This window comes from Halostagnicola kamekurae, assembly GCF_900116205.1.
GTDB classification, from domain to species: domain Archaea; phylum Halobacteriota; class Halobacteria; order Halobacteriales; family Natrialbaceae; genus Halostagnicola; species Halostagnicola kamekurae.
This window is the reverse complement of sequence record NZ_FOZS01000004.1, coordinates 90,573-103,926: the sequence shown is the minus strand read 5'-3', so window position 1 is coordinate 103,926 and position 13,354 is coordinate 90,573. Positions and strand designations below refer to the sequence as shown.

Below are 13,354 nucleotides of genomic sequence, written 5' to 3'. Positions count from 1 at the left end.
CGCTATGGAACGCCCGGCCCCGCTCGAGCGCGCCTCCGAGCACCTCGCCGAAGTCCTCGCCCTCGTCTCGATGGGAGTGGCGGTCGTCGGTGCGACGCTCGAGATCGAGTGGCTCTTGCTCGTCGATGCCATCGGATTCGTCGTCGGAACGCCCCTCGCGTTCCTCCTCGAGGGCGACGACGAGACGGGTCCAAAGCAGGGTATCGAAGTCGACGGTGCCACTCGCCAGCAGAGGGACCCGGTAGAGACGCTCAAAACGCGGTACGCGGAGGGAACGATCTCCGACGAGGAATTCGAGCGAGACGTGGGCCGACTGCTCGAGGGAGCAGCGCCCGACAAGGACGACGGGCCGACTCGAGAGCCGTCTGTAGCCGACGAGGGCCCGCCAGAGACGGACGCCGTTCGAATCGAAGACGCAGAGCTCGACCGCGAGCCGAACTAACGGGCACCTATCGGGGCTTCCGGCCGGCTACCCGGCTGAAAGCGCCTCGTCGATCCGTCGTTCGATTTCGAGGAGGTCGTCGTGGATCTCCTCTCCGCCTTCGATCTCCTCGAGTCGCTCCGCCAGCCCCTGCAGGTGGGCGAACTTCTCGTCCTCGTCGACGCCCGTCTTCTGGACGTAGACCTGCTCGTCGACGTCGTAGACGGTAGCTTCGTCCAGATCGGTTACCGCGAGGACGACGTCTAGCTTCTCGGGATCGACGCCGGTGACCCACGCTCGAGGGATGTCGCGTTCGTCCAGCGCCTCGAAGATCGTCTCGTCGTCCTTCGGGATCCGCCGTTCGCGCGTCGTTCGCCTGACGGTCCCGAAGCGCCCGTGTAACCGCTGGTCGGGACCGAGGCGCTCGAGCAAGGCGTTTCTGGCCGTCCCCCTGACGCGATCGGCTCCGCGCTGGACGTCCGAGAGGAGGACGTACAGGTCGGTCAGCGCCTCGGTGTCGATCGACCCCGGATCGGTCGCGTTCACCCGATCGAGGAGGTCGGCCAGCAACACGGCGTCGTCGTGGACCCGTCGGGGCCGCGTTCGCGCTTCCTCCGGCGAGCGGAGGTGCGGGCTCTCCCCACCAACAGCCTCGTCGGGAGCCATCGACAGCGTTTCGCCGTCGGAGACGACGACAGGGCCGAGACTCAACGCGGCCGCGTACGGTTCGACGCCCGGGGCGAGCGTCGCCACCGGGATCGGATTCTCCTCGAGCCGGTCGGCGAGGACGTCGAACTGCTCCCGGAGAAGCGATCGACGCTCGCCGCTGTCTCGAAACCTGACCTCGAGACGGTCGTCACGGATCGATTCGACATCGAACAGGCGCTCCGAAACCGGTGTCACGAGGGCCGAACCAGGCTCGAGCCCTTCCCAGACCGTACGAAGCGATTTCCAGTACGCGTCCATACGAGTCTCGCCACCGAGCCGGATGAAAAAGGTGCAACCACGAAAACGCCGGGTGTGGACCAATCGCGTCGGCGTTCGAGGGCGAGAAGCGATCCAGACACCGTCGCGGGTTACGATTCGATTTTCTCGACGATCTCCCGTGCCTGTTCTCTTGCTTTCTCCTCGCCGACGTTCTTTTTGATCAGGACGCTCGTGACCTCCCAGTCGTCGCCGTTCTCGACGCGACCGGTCCGGACTTCACTGCCCTCGGAAACCGACTCCGCTGGGTTGTCCGCCCAGTCGGGCGTCCGGATTTCGTCGTACCGATCGGGATCGCGAAATCGGACGTGGATGTACTCGTCTTCCGTTTCGACCGTCTCGACGTCTGGGGTTTCGGCCATGGGGTGGGTAACCCAGCGACGTGCCTAACAGTGGCCCCTGAATATGCTCGGTCGCCGGCAGTCGTCGAGGTGGTCACTGACCGCGGATTGCTACTCCCCCGTTTCGACACCCAGTACCTCTGTTTCCCGAGAAATGGGAGGGACGTCTATCTCGGGGCGTGCTATCACGGTTCAAAATCGGCGAGGAACTTATGCCGTCCGCACGCATATTCACGACGACGTGTTCCTCGGACACGCGCTGCTGGCGTTCGCCCTCGCCACGCTGGTTGCCGACTGGCGAGGATGGCCGGCCCGCCGCGCGCTTTCGCTCGGAGTAGTCGCGGGAGCCTTCGCCGCGATTCCTGACATTGACGTCGCGTACGCCGCCGTAGCGATCGATTTCGGCGCGCTGTCCGCCGAGTCGGTCGCCCGACCGAGTACGTTCTGGGACGCCACTCGAGGCGTCCATCGGGCGATGACCCACTCGCTCGTCGTCTCCCTGCTCGCCGGCCCCGCGTTCGGGCTCTGGACCCTCTCGAAACCGCACTCGCCGCGGGTCCGGGCCGTCGGTCGGACGGGTAGTGCCGTCGCACTCGCCGGACTCGTCGGCGTCGCGTTCCTCGTAAGCGGTCCGCTGGGCGGTATCGTGATGGGACTGTTCGTCGTCGCCGGCGTCAGTGTCGCCGCGGCGTCCCGATTCGCGACGGACTTCTCGGCCCGGACGATCGGACTCGCCGCCACCGCAGGACTGCTCTCGCACCCGTGGGGCGACCTGGTAACGGGCGAACCGCCGCAGTTGTTCTATCCGCTCTCCGTTCGGGTGTTTGACGGCCGGGTGATGCTCCACGACGACGCGACTGCTCACCTGCTCGGCGCGTTCGCACTCGAGTTGGCGGTCGTCTGGCTCGCGGCCGTCGCCGTCGCTCGCGTCACCGACCGCTCGCTGCCGAGACTGGTCGATCGACGCGCGAGCGCCGGTCTCGCCTACGGCGTCGCGGCGGTCGTGATGACGCCGCCGACGCTCGAGGTCTCGTATCACTTCGTGTTCTCGATTCTGGCAGTTGGGTTGGTCTGTGCCGGGTTCTCGGCCGTGTCGGATCTCTCGTGGGGGGCGACGACTCTGCGACATCGTGCACGATCGGTGGCGCTCGAGCGGCGCTGGAGCGGACCGACCGCCGACGGTCACATACCGTCACTCGGCGTCGCACTCACCGCACTCACCGGGATTACCGCGGCCCTCGGCGGATACGCGACCGTGTATGCCGCTGCTATCGTCGTAGCGGCCTGACGTAGCGTTCTGTCTGTCTGTCAGGTGGTCACCCGGTATTTTATATCGAAAGTTCATACGGCCAGTATGGCTCTTTCTGAGCTCGATCAATTACTCGACGACGGGCGCCGAAACGCGATCGTCGCGTGGCTACTAGTCGGTTTGCTTTCGTGTGCGAGCGTCGGCGTCGTCGTCACCACGGGGGTCCTGTGGTCGCTGTTCGCGCTGGTGTTAGTCGTGCTGGCGGTGATCCCGCCGCTCGCCTACCGAACGGCCTACGTCATGCTACCCTGGGAAGTCCTACTCATGGCGGCGCTGCCGGTGGTCGGGTTGGCACTCGGTTCCGAGTTGCTGTCCAGCCAATTTGGGGCATACTTCGCGGTTGCGGCGATCTCGCTGGTGATAGCCGTCGAACTCCAGTCGTTTACGCCGATTCGACTCTCCCCCGGATTCGCGGTCGTCCTCGTCGTGATGGGCACGTTGGCGTCCGCCGCCCTGTGGGGAATCGTCAGGTGGGGATCCGACGTCTACCTCGGAACCGACTTCATCACGACCAACGAGGCGCTCATGTACGAGTGGATTTACTCGACGATCGCCGGGCTCTTCGCCGGCGTCGTGTTCACCGTCTACTTCCGCCGACAGATCACCATGGCGGACCGCGTTCCCGCCGAACTCACGGACGAACTGGCACACGATCGGCGGGGTGAGAGCGAATGAGCAACGCGATAACCAGCGTACTCGCATCCCCGCGCCGACAGCGCCAGCTCACGTACCTGATGGAGATCAGCCTCGTCGGACTGCTTTTCGTCGGCATCGAACGCGGGAGCGCCGGCATCATCGTCAACACGGTGGTCTGTCTAATCGTGACCCAGCTCCCGCCGCTGCTAGAGCGGGACTTCGAGATCCCGATGGACCCGCGGATCACGCTCTGGGTCACCAGCGCCGCGTTCCTCCACGCGCTCGGGACCGTCGGCATCCCCGGGATGGGGTCGAACTTCTACTCCGGGGTGGAGTGGTGGGACCACCTGACCCACGCGCTTTCGGCGTCAGTCGTCGCGGCCGTCGGCTACGCGACGGTCCGAGCGATCGACGAACACTCCGACGACGTCTATCTCCCCCCGAAGTTCATCAGCGTGATCATCCTGCTGTTCGTACTCGCGTTCGCGGTGCTGTGGGAACTCCTCGAGTTCGGGATCGGAATCGCCGCCGACTGGCTCGGAACCCGTTCGGTACTCACTCAGTACGGCGTCTACGACACGCTCTGGGACGTCGTCTACAACACGATTGGTGCCATCATCGTGGCGCTGTGGGGCGGGGTCTACCTCACGGACCTGTCGTCGGCGATCGGCGAACGGTTTACAAGAGAGTGACGACGGCTCACCCGGTGACTGTTTGCATCGCTTCGTCGGTGCTGTCCGTGCGACCGTCACCCGACGTGGTAGGCGGCCGTTATTCTGCGCCCGCCTGAAGAGAGAACCTCCAGTTCGTGGATCGATCATCGACGGACTCCCCGCCGATCTGGGTGACTGTGACGGTCGTTTCGAAAGACAGCTCCGATGGGAGATTCTCGCCGACTGACCCTTTGTCCGGTTGGACCAGTACCAGAAGCGTCTCAGAACGGGTCGCACCCGGCTCGAGCGACTCTGTTTGGTAGTCCATCGTCATCCCAAATCCCTCCGTTGCGACCCACAGGCCGGTATCAGGATCTCGCTCGTAGCGGTCCGCGGGTACCTCTCGGTCGGGATACAGAACGAACTCCTCGGATCGGGCTCCCCAGAACAGTGCCGTTCGACGCTCGCCGTAGTGGACGACGGCATCGCCCACGTTCGTGAGCGAGACCTCGACTCGCAGTGGACCCTCCGGCGACCGCATGTCTGCTTGCACCGCGTCGACGCTATATTGGAGGGGAACCTCGCGACCGGCCGCATCGCCGTCGGCAACGTACGACCCCGTCTCGGCATCGCGACTGAGCGTAAATCCCCATTTCGATGACACTGATTCGGATTCCGCCGCCGAACCCACGCCGCTTGGGGCCCGGAACTTGGTGCTGAACGATATCTCCCCCGGCGGGTCCGCGGGTGGGTCTTCTCGGTGACTGACTACCACGCTCAACGTCTCCGAGTGGGACTCGCCAGGCTCGAGGGAGCCGACCTGATAGTCGTCAGTCGTTACGAACGGACCCGTGGCGACCCAGTATTCTGCTTCCGTATCGAACTCGCGGATCGAACTGGTCGTCCCCGAATCCAGTTCGGGAAGGAGGGTGAAGCCGTTCTCCGAGCGACTCCCCCAGAACAGCGTCGAGCGGCGCTCCCCGTAAGTGAGTGTGTCGTCAGACGTGTTCGTGACCGTCACTTCGACTCGCAGCGGGGCGTCGGGAGAGCGAAGGTCGCCGCCGATGACGGCTACTTCGTGTTCCAGCGGTGACCCACTCACACTGTCACCTCCGACGGCAGCGTACGACTGTGTATCGGCTGAGAGCGGCGTACTCGAATCGTCCGCTCCGTCGTCGTCCGACTCGTTCGACGGGTTATCATCCGATCCCTTCTCGCCCGATGCGAGACAACCGGCCGTCAGCGCAACCGCTGTCGTCGTTCCAGCTATGAACGTTCGTCTATCCATACCCACCAGTCACTGCACATAGAAAAAGCACTATCGCAGAGTGAAATTACTATTTGAGCTAGGTCTCTGCCGACGTTGCATCGCGATGTAATACGACACCACGTTGCAAGTGCTCGCCGAACGACCAAGCTTCAGTATCTCGCGACACGAGGTGAGACTGGCACCGATGTCACTTACAGCTGCCTTCAAAAATCAGGAGCGAGACACGACACGCGAGCAGGCGACAGCGAATTTCCGAGGGGAACGAATCGCCGCGACCGTACTCGGTACCGGCCTCGTGCTGACAGGCCTCAAAAAGAGGTCCGCGAGCGGAGCCATCGCCGCGGTCGCTGGCGGATGGCTGCTCTACCGAGCGGTCACGAGTCGATAACCACCGGCTCGAACGGATACGGACTAAATACACCTGTTCTACCGGCTACGGACTAACCCTCCTCGTTCTACCAGATGTGGGCCCGGCGACTCGCTCGAGCGCGTACGCCCGTAAGAGGTGATCATGCCGAAACAAACGGGAACGCGCCGGGACAAAGCGATCGCGTCGGGACAAAGCGAACGAAACTGCGCGTGTTGTGGATGATTCGACGGCGAGTTACGTTCGATCGAACGTTGGACTGTACTGCCACCCGGGTTCGTCGGCCGCCTCCGCCCCCCGTTCGATCCCGGGGAGCGACTCGAAGAGGTCAGAGAGCCACGTCAGCCACGCGGTACTCGAGTCGTACCCCGCCGGATAGTTGTCGTACGCCCGCTCGACCAGATCGGCCTCGCTCACGGTCCCCGCTTCGAAGAGGATGGCGAACGCAACGCGGGCGGCGGCCCGTTCGTCCTCGCTTCCCGTTCGGCTCTCGAGGCCGTGGCGGACGCTCCCGTAAGGCGGTCCCGAGTCGGGAATGTTCCGGCCGTCTCCGCCGGCGAATCGGTCGACGACGGGCGTTCGTTCGTACGTCCAAACGACCGGAGTTACCGCCGACGAGTCAGACGTTGTGATCGACCGGGGCGACGACGGGGACGAATCTGTCGACGGTGTGGACGAGTCGGACGATGACGACGGCGATGAGTCGGACGATGACGACGGCGATGAGTCGGCGTCGCCCAAGTCGAGTTCCGGCGCGTCGACGAGTGGTACTCCCTCGAGTCGGTCTTCGATACAATGGGCCCACCACTCCTCCGGCGTCTCGTAGCCCGCCGGGGATTCGCTGTAACAGCCGTCGACGAGTTCTGCGGTCGTCGCGTCGCCCCAGTAGGCGAGAAACGAGAAGGCGGTTCGGACCGCCTGCTCCTCGTCCGGGGGCAGAGAGAATGAGGCGATCGCTCGCTCGACGGGCGGGGGGATATCGGTTCGGTCGACGTACTCGCCGGTCGGCGTTGCGCGCAACAGCCGACGGCCGTTGTCGGTCAGTTCGTACCTACCGTCGGGTGCCTCTCGGACCAACGCGTTGTCGATCAGTTGTTGTAAGTGCGACTCGAGCGTCTCTGGAGCGGTGTCGAAGGTCGCCTCCATGGTATCGATCGAGGTGGGGCCCTCGTCGAGCGTCTCGAGGATGGCACGTCCGAGCGCATCGAGCGTATTCGAACTCACAGTGCTAGCTGATGACGTGAGCGTGCTTAAAGCAACCACGCGATACTCGGGCGTTCGGAGAGGGGACGTCAGTCGGTCGCAGCCAGTACCAGCCGGCGCTCGATTCGCTGGAGGCGATCGCTGACCGTTCCCACCGACAGGCCGAGTTCCTCGGCGAGCGCTCGATGAGTCGTCTCGCGGGGGACCTCGTAGTAGCCCTCCTCGACGGCGAGTTCGAGCAGGTCCGACTGCCGATCGGTCAGGACAGCCTCACGCTGGTCCGGCCGCGTCCCGTACGGGCCGATCTTCTCGAGTTCGATCGAGATCTCGTCCGGAACCTGCGCCATCGCGCGCTGGATTCCGGATTCGGTTCCGATCACGGTGAATCGATAGCGCCGGCCGGCGGGCGTTTCGGCGTGGTGTATCGGCCAGTCGAGAACGATGTCGTGGGCGTAGAGGATCGACAGCAGGTCGCCGATCAACCCGATGCTCCGACAGCGCAGGTACGCGACGCCGCGTCCGTTCGTCCCCGTCACGTCGTAACGGACGACGTTGCTCGAGTCGGCGAGCAGGTCCTCGGCGGTGGAAAGATCGCCCTGTAGGTCGACGAGGACGACGTGTTGGCCGTCCTCGATCGGTCCGATGTGGCGCGTGGAGTCGATACGGACGGCGTCCGAGCCGACGAATCGATTCAGGATAGGCGATATCTGAACGTTTTCGCCCCCGAGAACGATCGTGGCGTATCTCACCGGCTGCACACCTCCGGTCTGACGACGGAGCGAGTGGACATGGGTCGTTCGAGCACTCGAGACGGAGCACCCTAAGAGTGGCTCTAGTATCCTAGGAATTAGATCCTAATCCGTTCCGCCCCTCGATCTAACCGATGACAGACGAGACGCGACGGGACGAAACGCCGCCCGGCCCGAGCGGACTACCGGTCCTCGGGGCGGATCCAGCGATGGTACGGGACGGTCTGGATTTCAGGACGCGAATCGCGGACGAGTACGGCGACGTCGTCCACTGGGACGGGATCCGGGGCGATATGTACCAGCTCAATCACCCGGACGATATCGAACACGTCCTCGTCCAGAACAACCAGAACTACGTGAAAGGCGAGAGCTTCCAGAAGATTCTGGGGCCGCTGACCGGCAACGGGATCTTAAACAGCGAGGGCGAGGAGTGGCGGCGAAACCGCCACCTCGTACAGCCGGCGTTCCACCCCGATCGGATCGAGGTGTACGCCGAGATGATGACCGACTTCACCGAGGATCTCTGCGAGCGGTGGTCCGACGGCGAGCGACGACTGATCCACGACGACATGATGGAGCTCACGCTACGGATCGTCGCGAAGGCCCTCCTGGGTGCCGACGTGGAGGATCGCCTCGAGGAGATATCCTCGGCCATCGACACCTTCCTCCCGGCGACCTCGAGCCTCCCGAACGTCCTCCTTCCGGAAGAAGTTCCTCTCCCGTCCCGTCGGAAGATGGCGAACGCACGCGAGACCCTCGACGACGTCGTCGAGGACATCATCCGGGAGCGACGGGCCGATCCCGGCGACGACGTCGTCTCGGCGCTCCTTTCGGCGGCCGACGACGACGGAACGTCCCTCAGTGACGAGCAGATCCACGACGAGATCATCACGCTGCTGACCGCCGGTCACGAGACGACGGCCGTCTCGCTGACCTACACGGCGTACCTCCTCTCACAGCACCCGAAGGTCGAACAGCGACTTGTAGCGGAACTCGAGGCGGTGCTTGGCGGACGGACGCCGGAGATGAGCGATCTTTCACAGTTGACCTATACTGAACAGGTAGTCAAGGAGTCGATGCGACTGTTTCCGCCGGTGCCGGCCATCGTCCGCGAGGCGGTCTCGCCCGATACCGTCGGCGGCTACGAGATTCCCGCGGGGGCGACGGTCCACCTGAGCCAGTGGGTCGTCCACCGAGATCCGCGCTGGTACGACGACGCCCGCACGTTCCGACCCGAGCGCTGGACCAGCGAGATGGAACGCGAGCTTCCGAAGCTGGCGTATTTCCCGTTCGCGGCCGGGCCGAGACGGTGCATCGGCGACCGCTTTGCCATGCTCGAGGCCCGGCTCCTGCTCGCGACGATCTACCAGCGATACCACCTCGAACTGGTCTCCGACCGGAATCTCGAGGTCGTCCCGACCGTCACCTCGCGACCGAAAGACGACGTCGTGATGGTCGCCCACGAACGATCGACTGACTGAGTCGCGGTCGATCCATCAGTCACTGGCACCTCGAGAAACGGGCGTGTGTTGGTGTATCAATGGACTAATCTGTCAGGTGTCCCTATGCCCTGCATGACCGATACACCGAACACGCCGGACTGGATCGCCGAACAGCCCGGCCTCACCGCGATCGCCCTGCTGGCCGGGCTGCTCGCCGTGTTCGTTCTCCTGCCGTACCTCCAGTACGTGCTGTTCGGCATCGTGCTCGCATATATTCTCCTTCCCGTTCAGGACCGCGTAGAGCAGTACCTCAGGCCGACGATCGCGGCGACCACCGTAGTTGTAGCGACCTTCCTCGCTGTACTCATCCCGCTCGTCTATACCATCACGGTAGCGACACGACAATCACTGAGTATCGTTCGCGCTATCAGACAGGGGGATATCAACGTGGAGACGATCGAAAACGTGTTCGAAACCAACGGCTACGCCGTCGATCTCGTCTCGCTGTACGAGGCGAACCAGGGTCGAATCGCCTCCGGCATTCAGGAGGTGACGAACGCCGCACTCGGCCTCGTCGGAAGCCTCCCGAAGATGTTTATCGGACTGACGGTAACGGTGTTCGTGCTGTTTGCCCTCCTGCGGGACGGCAAACGATTGGTCGCGTGGTTTCAGTGGGTGTTGCCGATCGACGACGAGATCCTCGAGGAACTGCGCGTCGGGCTGGACCAACTCATGTGGGCGTCGGTCGTCGGGAACGTCGCCGTGGCGGGCATTCAGTCGATACTGCTCGGGATCGGGCTGGCCGTCGCCGGCGTCCCGGCGGTCATCTTTCTCACCGTGGCCACCTTCATCCTCACGCTGTTGCCGCTCGTCGGCGCGTTCGGGATCTGGATTCCGGCAGCCGTCTATCTCGTGACAGTTCAACGGCCGACCGCCGCCGTCGCGATGATCGTCTACGGACTGTTGGTCACGTTCTCGGATACGTACCTCCGACCGGCCTTGATCGGGCAGACCGCGGCGTTTAACTCCGCGATCGTGGTCATCGGTATCTTCGGGGGGCTCATCGTCTTCGGAGCCGTCGGGCTGTTTATCGGCCCGGTCGTCCTCGGCGGCGCAAAACTCACCCTCGATTGCTTCGCTCGAGAACGAACCACCGACACGAAGGCAGAACGGTCGGTCGAGTGGATGGAGCCTCGGTCGACGGAACCGGAGACGGCGGGAGGGGGAGACAGTTCCGTCGACTCGGACGGGAACGATCACTCGTCGTCCGAGTGAGCGTATCTACAGGCCGTACGAACCGAGCGCTCGAGAGTTGTGTCCGCGGCAGTTTCTCGAGCGCTCGAGCGGACGACACGCGATCGGAGCGGTGACTGCCAGTAAAGATACTGCGTTCGAGCGGTTCGATCCGGGATTCGGGAGGTTAGCCAGCGAGTTCGGCTAGCTCGAGGAGGAGACTGGGAATCGCGATGAGGACGAGTCCGACGACGATGAGGACGGCGGGAACGAGCAGGGTGATATCGGTGAACAACAGGACGCCGATCCCGGCGAGGACGGCGAGGACGCCGAGAAGGCGGAACAACCACGTTACGATACCCTCGAGTTCGGAGTCCGCGACGAGATCCAGAACGTCGAGCAGTTCGTCCATACCGCCCCGTTCGTACTTGTGGTATTAAAAACTGAATATCCGGACGATGGTCCGCGCTCGAGCGGACGCTGACGGAACTGGCTCGACTCGCCTACGAGTCGCCCCACGCGACGCCGAAAGCGACGCCGATCGAGACGCCGATGGCGATTCCCATTCCGATATTGTCCACCGCGACTCCCAGCGCGACGCCGATCGGAAGCCCGATCGCTATTCCCGTACCCAGTTTGTCTGCATCCAGCTGATCGCTTTCTCCATCGACCATAGATTCGCTTCGATTTGCGGTAGAATAAGCGCGCGGATCAATCGAGAGTTCTCTCCGGACGGTCTAGCGCGAAAATCTCGCCGATAAGCCCCGAACTATGCGATCGTTGGCGCCGGTGCGTGCTCGAGTTGACAAGTCACCTCGAAGAAACGATAAATCCACGAGGCGAATATTCAAGGGTCCGTGACAGAAGTGTACAGATAATGAACGTGGCGCACGCGAATGGGGTGCCCTGCAGTGAGTGACGAGCGTGAGGTCGTCGTCGGCGAAGCGTCGGACGGTACCGACGTCACGATTCCGGTCGTCGAGTTGCTGACCGGACGGGGGTTCGTGACCGGAAAGTCCGGCAGCGGGAAGTCGAATACGGCGTCGGTGATCGCCGAGGAACTCCTCGAGGCCGGATTCCCGCTTTTGATCGTCGACACCGACGGCGAGTACTACGGGCTCAAAGAGGAGTACGAGATGCTTCACGCCGGAGCGGACGAGGAGTGTGACATCCAGATCGGCCCGGAACACGCAGAGCAGATGGCGACGCTCGCACTCGAGGAAAACGTCCCGGTTATCCTCGACGTGTCGGGATACTTAGACGAGGAGGTCGCGAACGAACTCCTCCGGGAGACGGCCCGACAGCTGTTCGTCAAGGAAAAGAAGCTCAAGAAACCGTTCCTGCTGGTCGTCGAGGAAGTTCACGAGTACATTCCCGAAGGTGGCGGCATGGACGAGACGGGCAAGTTGCTGATCAAAATCGGCAAGCGCGGTCGAAAGCACGGACTCGGGATCCTGGGAATCAGCCAGCGACCGGCGGACGTCAAGAAGGACTTCATCACGCAGGCCAACTGGCTCGTCTGGCATCGTCTCACGTGGGAAAATGACACCAAGGTCGTCGGCCGGATCATCGACAGCGAGTACTCCGAACTCGTCTCGGAACTCGACGACGGACAGGCGTACGTCCAGACCGACTGGAACGACGTCGACGTGCGCAAGATCCAGTTCCGCCGCAAACGGACGTTCGACGCCGGCGCGACGCCCGGCCTCGACGACTTCGAGCGGCCGGAGCTCAAATCGGTCTCCGACGCGCTGGTGGGGGATCTCCAGAAGATTTCCGAGCGAAAGCAACGAGAGGAGAGCCGGATCGAGGAACTCGAGCGCAACCTCGAGAAGCGCGGCGACCGAATCGAAGAGCTCGAAGAGGAACTGCAGAATGCACGCGACATCTCGAGCGTCGCCCAGCAGATGGCAGAGGCCTTGCAGAATCCCGATACGGTCCAGACGGAGTTACCCCAGTCGAACGACGAAATCCGACGGTTACACGACGAACTCGTCGAACTCGAGTCCACGCAGGAAGAGCTCGAATCGCAACTCGAGGAGAAAGATCACGTCATCGACATCCTTCAGGATAAACTCGAGGCCCAGCGCGGCAGAACTGAAAACCTCGCCAAGCGAAATCGAGCACTCAAAGATCGGATCGAGTCGCTCGAGGGAGATTCCTCCGACCAACCGATCGTACAAGCCGGCGGGGACGATTTCGAGTTCGGTTACGCTGACGTCCCGGAGGAACTGACCGTCGCGAACTCACAGATCATTGTTGCGGACGAGAAACAGGACGTCGACGAACTCCTCGAGACGACGCCGATCGACGATCGACTCACCGCCGCGTGCGAGCGGTCGCGCTGTTCGCTCGAGACGAGTCGCCGGGTCGTCAAAACGCTGGCCCAGGGCGGACCGCTAACCACCGTCGAGGTGGCGGATCGGGTCGATCGATCCACAGTTGCCGTTCAGAGTTTGCTTTCTGAACTCAGGACACAGGGCATCCTCTGTCGGCCATCCGAGCGAACGTACCAACTCGAGTCCGAGATTCTCGAGGCACTGTCTGCAACGGGAACGGACGACTAACCTGTGACGGGGTCGAATCGTCAGGATAGGAGCTCGAACACGGCGATGGCGAATCGCCGATAAGCGGTCACGTCGATACCCCTGAGAACCATGCGTCGCTTGCTGCTGGACTCGGACCGGATGAAGAGGCGCGGGACCGATCGGACGGGAAGACGGCTGTGAGACCCTGTTATCAGCCG

15 protein-coding genes are annotated in these 13,354 nt (G+C 63.2%); 8 read left to right on the top strand and 7 right to left on the bottom strand.

Annotated elements, in window-relative coordinates:
- The first annotated feature begins 4 nt into the window (after positions 1 to 4).
- Positions 5 to 442 carry an SHOCT domain-containing protein gene (locus tag BM348_RS16735; protein ID WP_092906638.1) on the top strand — a complete coding sequence of 146 codons (438 nt, stop codon included), beginning with the start codon at positions 5 to 7 and terminating at the stop codon, positions 440 to 442.
- A 27-nt stretch (positions 443 to 469) separates the two neighbouring features.
- Here the strand turns inward: BM348_RS16735 and BM348_RS16730 are convergent, their stop codons facing one another.
- A complete protein-coding gene (locus BM348_RS16730) occupies positions 470 to 1,387 on the bottom strand; it encodes a hypothetical protein (RefSeq protein ID WP_092906636.1) in 918 nt (305 codons plus the stop codon).
- 110 nt (positions 1,388 to 1,497) lie between these two features.
- Complete coding sequence (locus tag BM348_RS16725; protein WP_092906634.1) at positions 1,498 to 1,767, bottom strand: hypothetical protein; 270 nt, start codon at positions 1,765 to 1,767, stop codon at positions 1,498 to 1,500.
- Positions 1,768 to 1,900: 133 nt separating this feature from the next.
- On the opposite strand from BM348_RS16725, the gene BM348_RS16720 reads away from it, so the two are divergent.
- The 3 genes from BM348_RS16720 (at position 1,901) to BM348_RS16710 (ending at position 4,383) form a co-directional block, all read left to right on the top strand.
- A complete protein-coding gene (locus tag BM348_RS16720; RefSeq protein ID WP_342714188.1) occupies positions 1,901 to 3,034 on the top strand; it encodes a metal-dependent hydrolase in 1,134 nt (377 codons plus the stop codon).
- Between the two features lie 66 nt (positions 3,035 to 3,100).
- The gene (locus BM348_RS16715; protein ID WP_092906629.1) at positions 3,101 to 3,730 is read left to right on the top strand and encodes a hypothetical protein; all 630 of its coding nucleotides are present in this window, start codon (positions 3,101 to 3,103) and stop codon (positions 3,728 to 3,730) included.
- Positions 3,727 to 4,383: a hypothetical protein gene (locus tag BM348_RS16710; protein WP_092906627.1), complete on the top strand. Its 657-nt coding sequence runs from the start codon at positions 3,727 to 3,729 to the stop codon at positions 4,381 to 4,383. The genes BM348_RS16715 and BM348_RS16710 overlap by 4 nt, the downstream gene beginning before the upstream one ends.
- Before the next feature lie 79 nt (positions 4,384 to 4,462).
- Here the strand turns inward: BM348_RS16710 and BM348_RS16705 are convergent, their stop codons facing one another.
- Positions 4,463 to 5,632 carry a hypothetical protein gene (locus BM348_RS16705; RefSeq protein WP_092906625.1) on the bottom strand — a complete coding sequence of 390 codons (1,170 nt, stop codon included), beginning with the start codon at positions 5,630 to 5,632 and terminating at the stop codon, positions 4,463 to 4,465.
- 166 nt (positions 5,633 to 5,798) lie between these two features.
- Here BM348_RS16705 and BM348_RS16700 point away from each other — a divergent pair, with 166 nt between their 5' ends.
- Positions 5,799 to 6,002, top strand: a complete 204-nt coding sequence (locus BM348_RS16700; RefSeq protein WP_139231220.1) for a hypothetical protein — start codon at positions 5,799 to 5,801, stop codon at positions 6,000 to 6,002.
- Between the two features lie 216 nt (positions 6,003 to 6,218).
- Here the strand turns inward: BM348_RS16700 and BM348_RS16695 are convergent, their stop codons facing one another.
- Positions 6,219 to 7,205 (bottom strand): hypothetical protein, encoded by a 987-nt coding sequence (locus tag BM348_RS16695; protein WP_092906621.1) that lies wholly within the window; start codon positions 7,203 to 7,205, stop codon positions 6,219 to 6,221.
- A 68-nt stretch (positions 7,206 to 7,273) separates the two neighbouring features.
- Positions 7,274 to 7,933 (bottom strand): helix-turn-helix domain-containing protein, encoded by a 660-nt coding sequence (locus BM348_RS16690; protein ID WP_092907210.1) that lies wholly within the window; start codon positions 7,931 to 7,933, stop codon positions 7,274 to 7,276.
- A gap of 134 nt (positions 7,934 to 8,067) precedes the next feature.
- On the opposite strand from BM348_RS16690, the gene BM348_RS16685 reads away from it, so the two are divergent.
- Positions 8,068 to 9,414 carry a cytochrome P450 gene (locus tag BM348_RS16685; protein ID WP_092906619.1) on the top strand — a complete coding sequence of 449 codons (1,347 nt, stop codon included), beginning with the start codon at positions 8,068 to 8,070 and terminating at the stop codon, positions 9,412 to 9,414.
- 93 nt (positions 9,415 to 9,507) lie between these two features.
- Positions 9,508 to 10,650: an AI-2E family transporter gene (locus BM348_RS16680; RefSeq protein ID WP_092906617.1), complete on the top strand. Its 1,143-nt coding sequence runs from the start codon at positions 9,508 to 9,510 to the stop codon at positions 10,648 to 10,650.
- Between the two features lie 145 nt (positions 10,651 to 10,795).
- On the opposite strand, the gene BM348_RS16675 is transcribed toward BM348_RS16680, so the two are convergent.
- Together BM348_RS16675 and BM348_RS21480 are read right to left on the bottom strand one after the other, a co-directional pair.
- A complete protein-coding gene (locus tag BM348_RS16675) occupies positions 10,796 to 11,020 on the bottom strand; it encodes a hypothetical protein (RefSeq protein WP_092906615.1) in 225 nt (74 codons plus the stop codon).
- A gap of 91 nt (positions 11,021 to 11,111) precedes the next feature.
- Positions 11,112 to 11,282, bottom strand: a complete 171-nt coding sequence (locus tag BM348_RS21480; protein ID WP_175507228.1) for a hypothetical protein — start codon at positions 11,280 to 11,282, stop codon at positions 11,112 to 11,114.
- Between the two features lie 222 nt (positions 11,283 to 11,504).
- On the opposite strand from BM348_RS21480, the gene BM348_RS16670 reads away from it, so the two are divergent.
- Entirely contained in the window at positions 11,505 to 13,175 is a 1,671-nt protein-coding gene (locus BM348_RS16670) for an ATP-binding protein (RefSeq protein WP_394328109.1), read from the top strand.
- Positions 13,176 to 13,354: the final 179 nt, after the last annotated feature.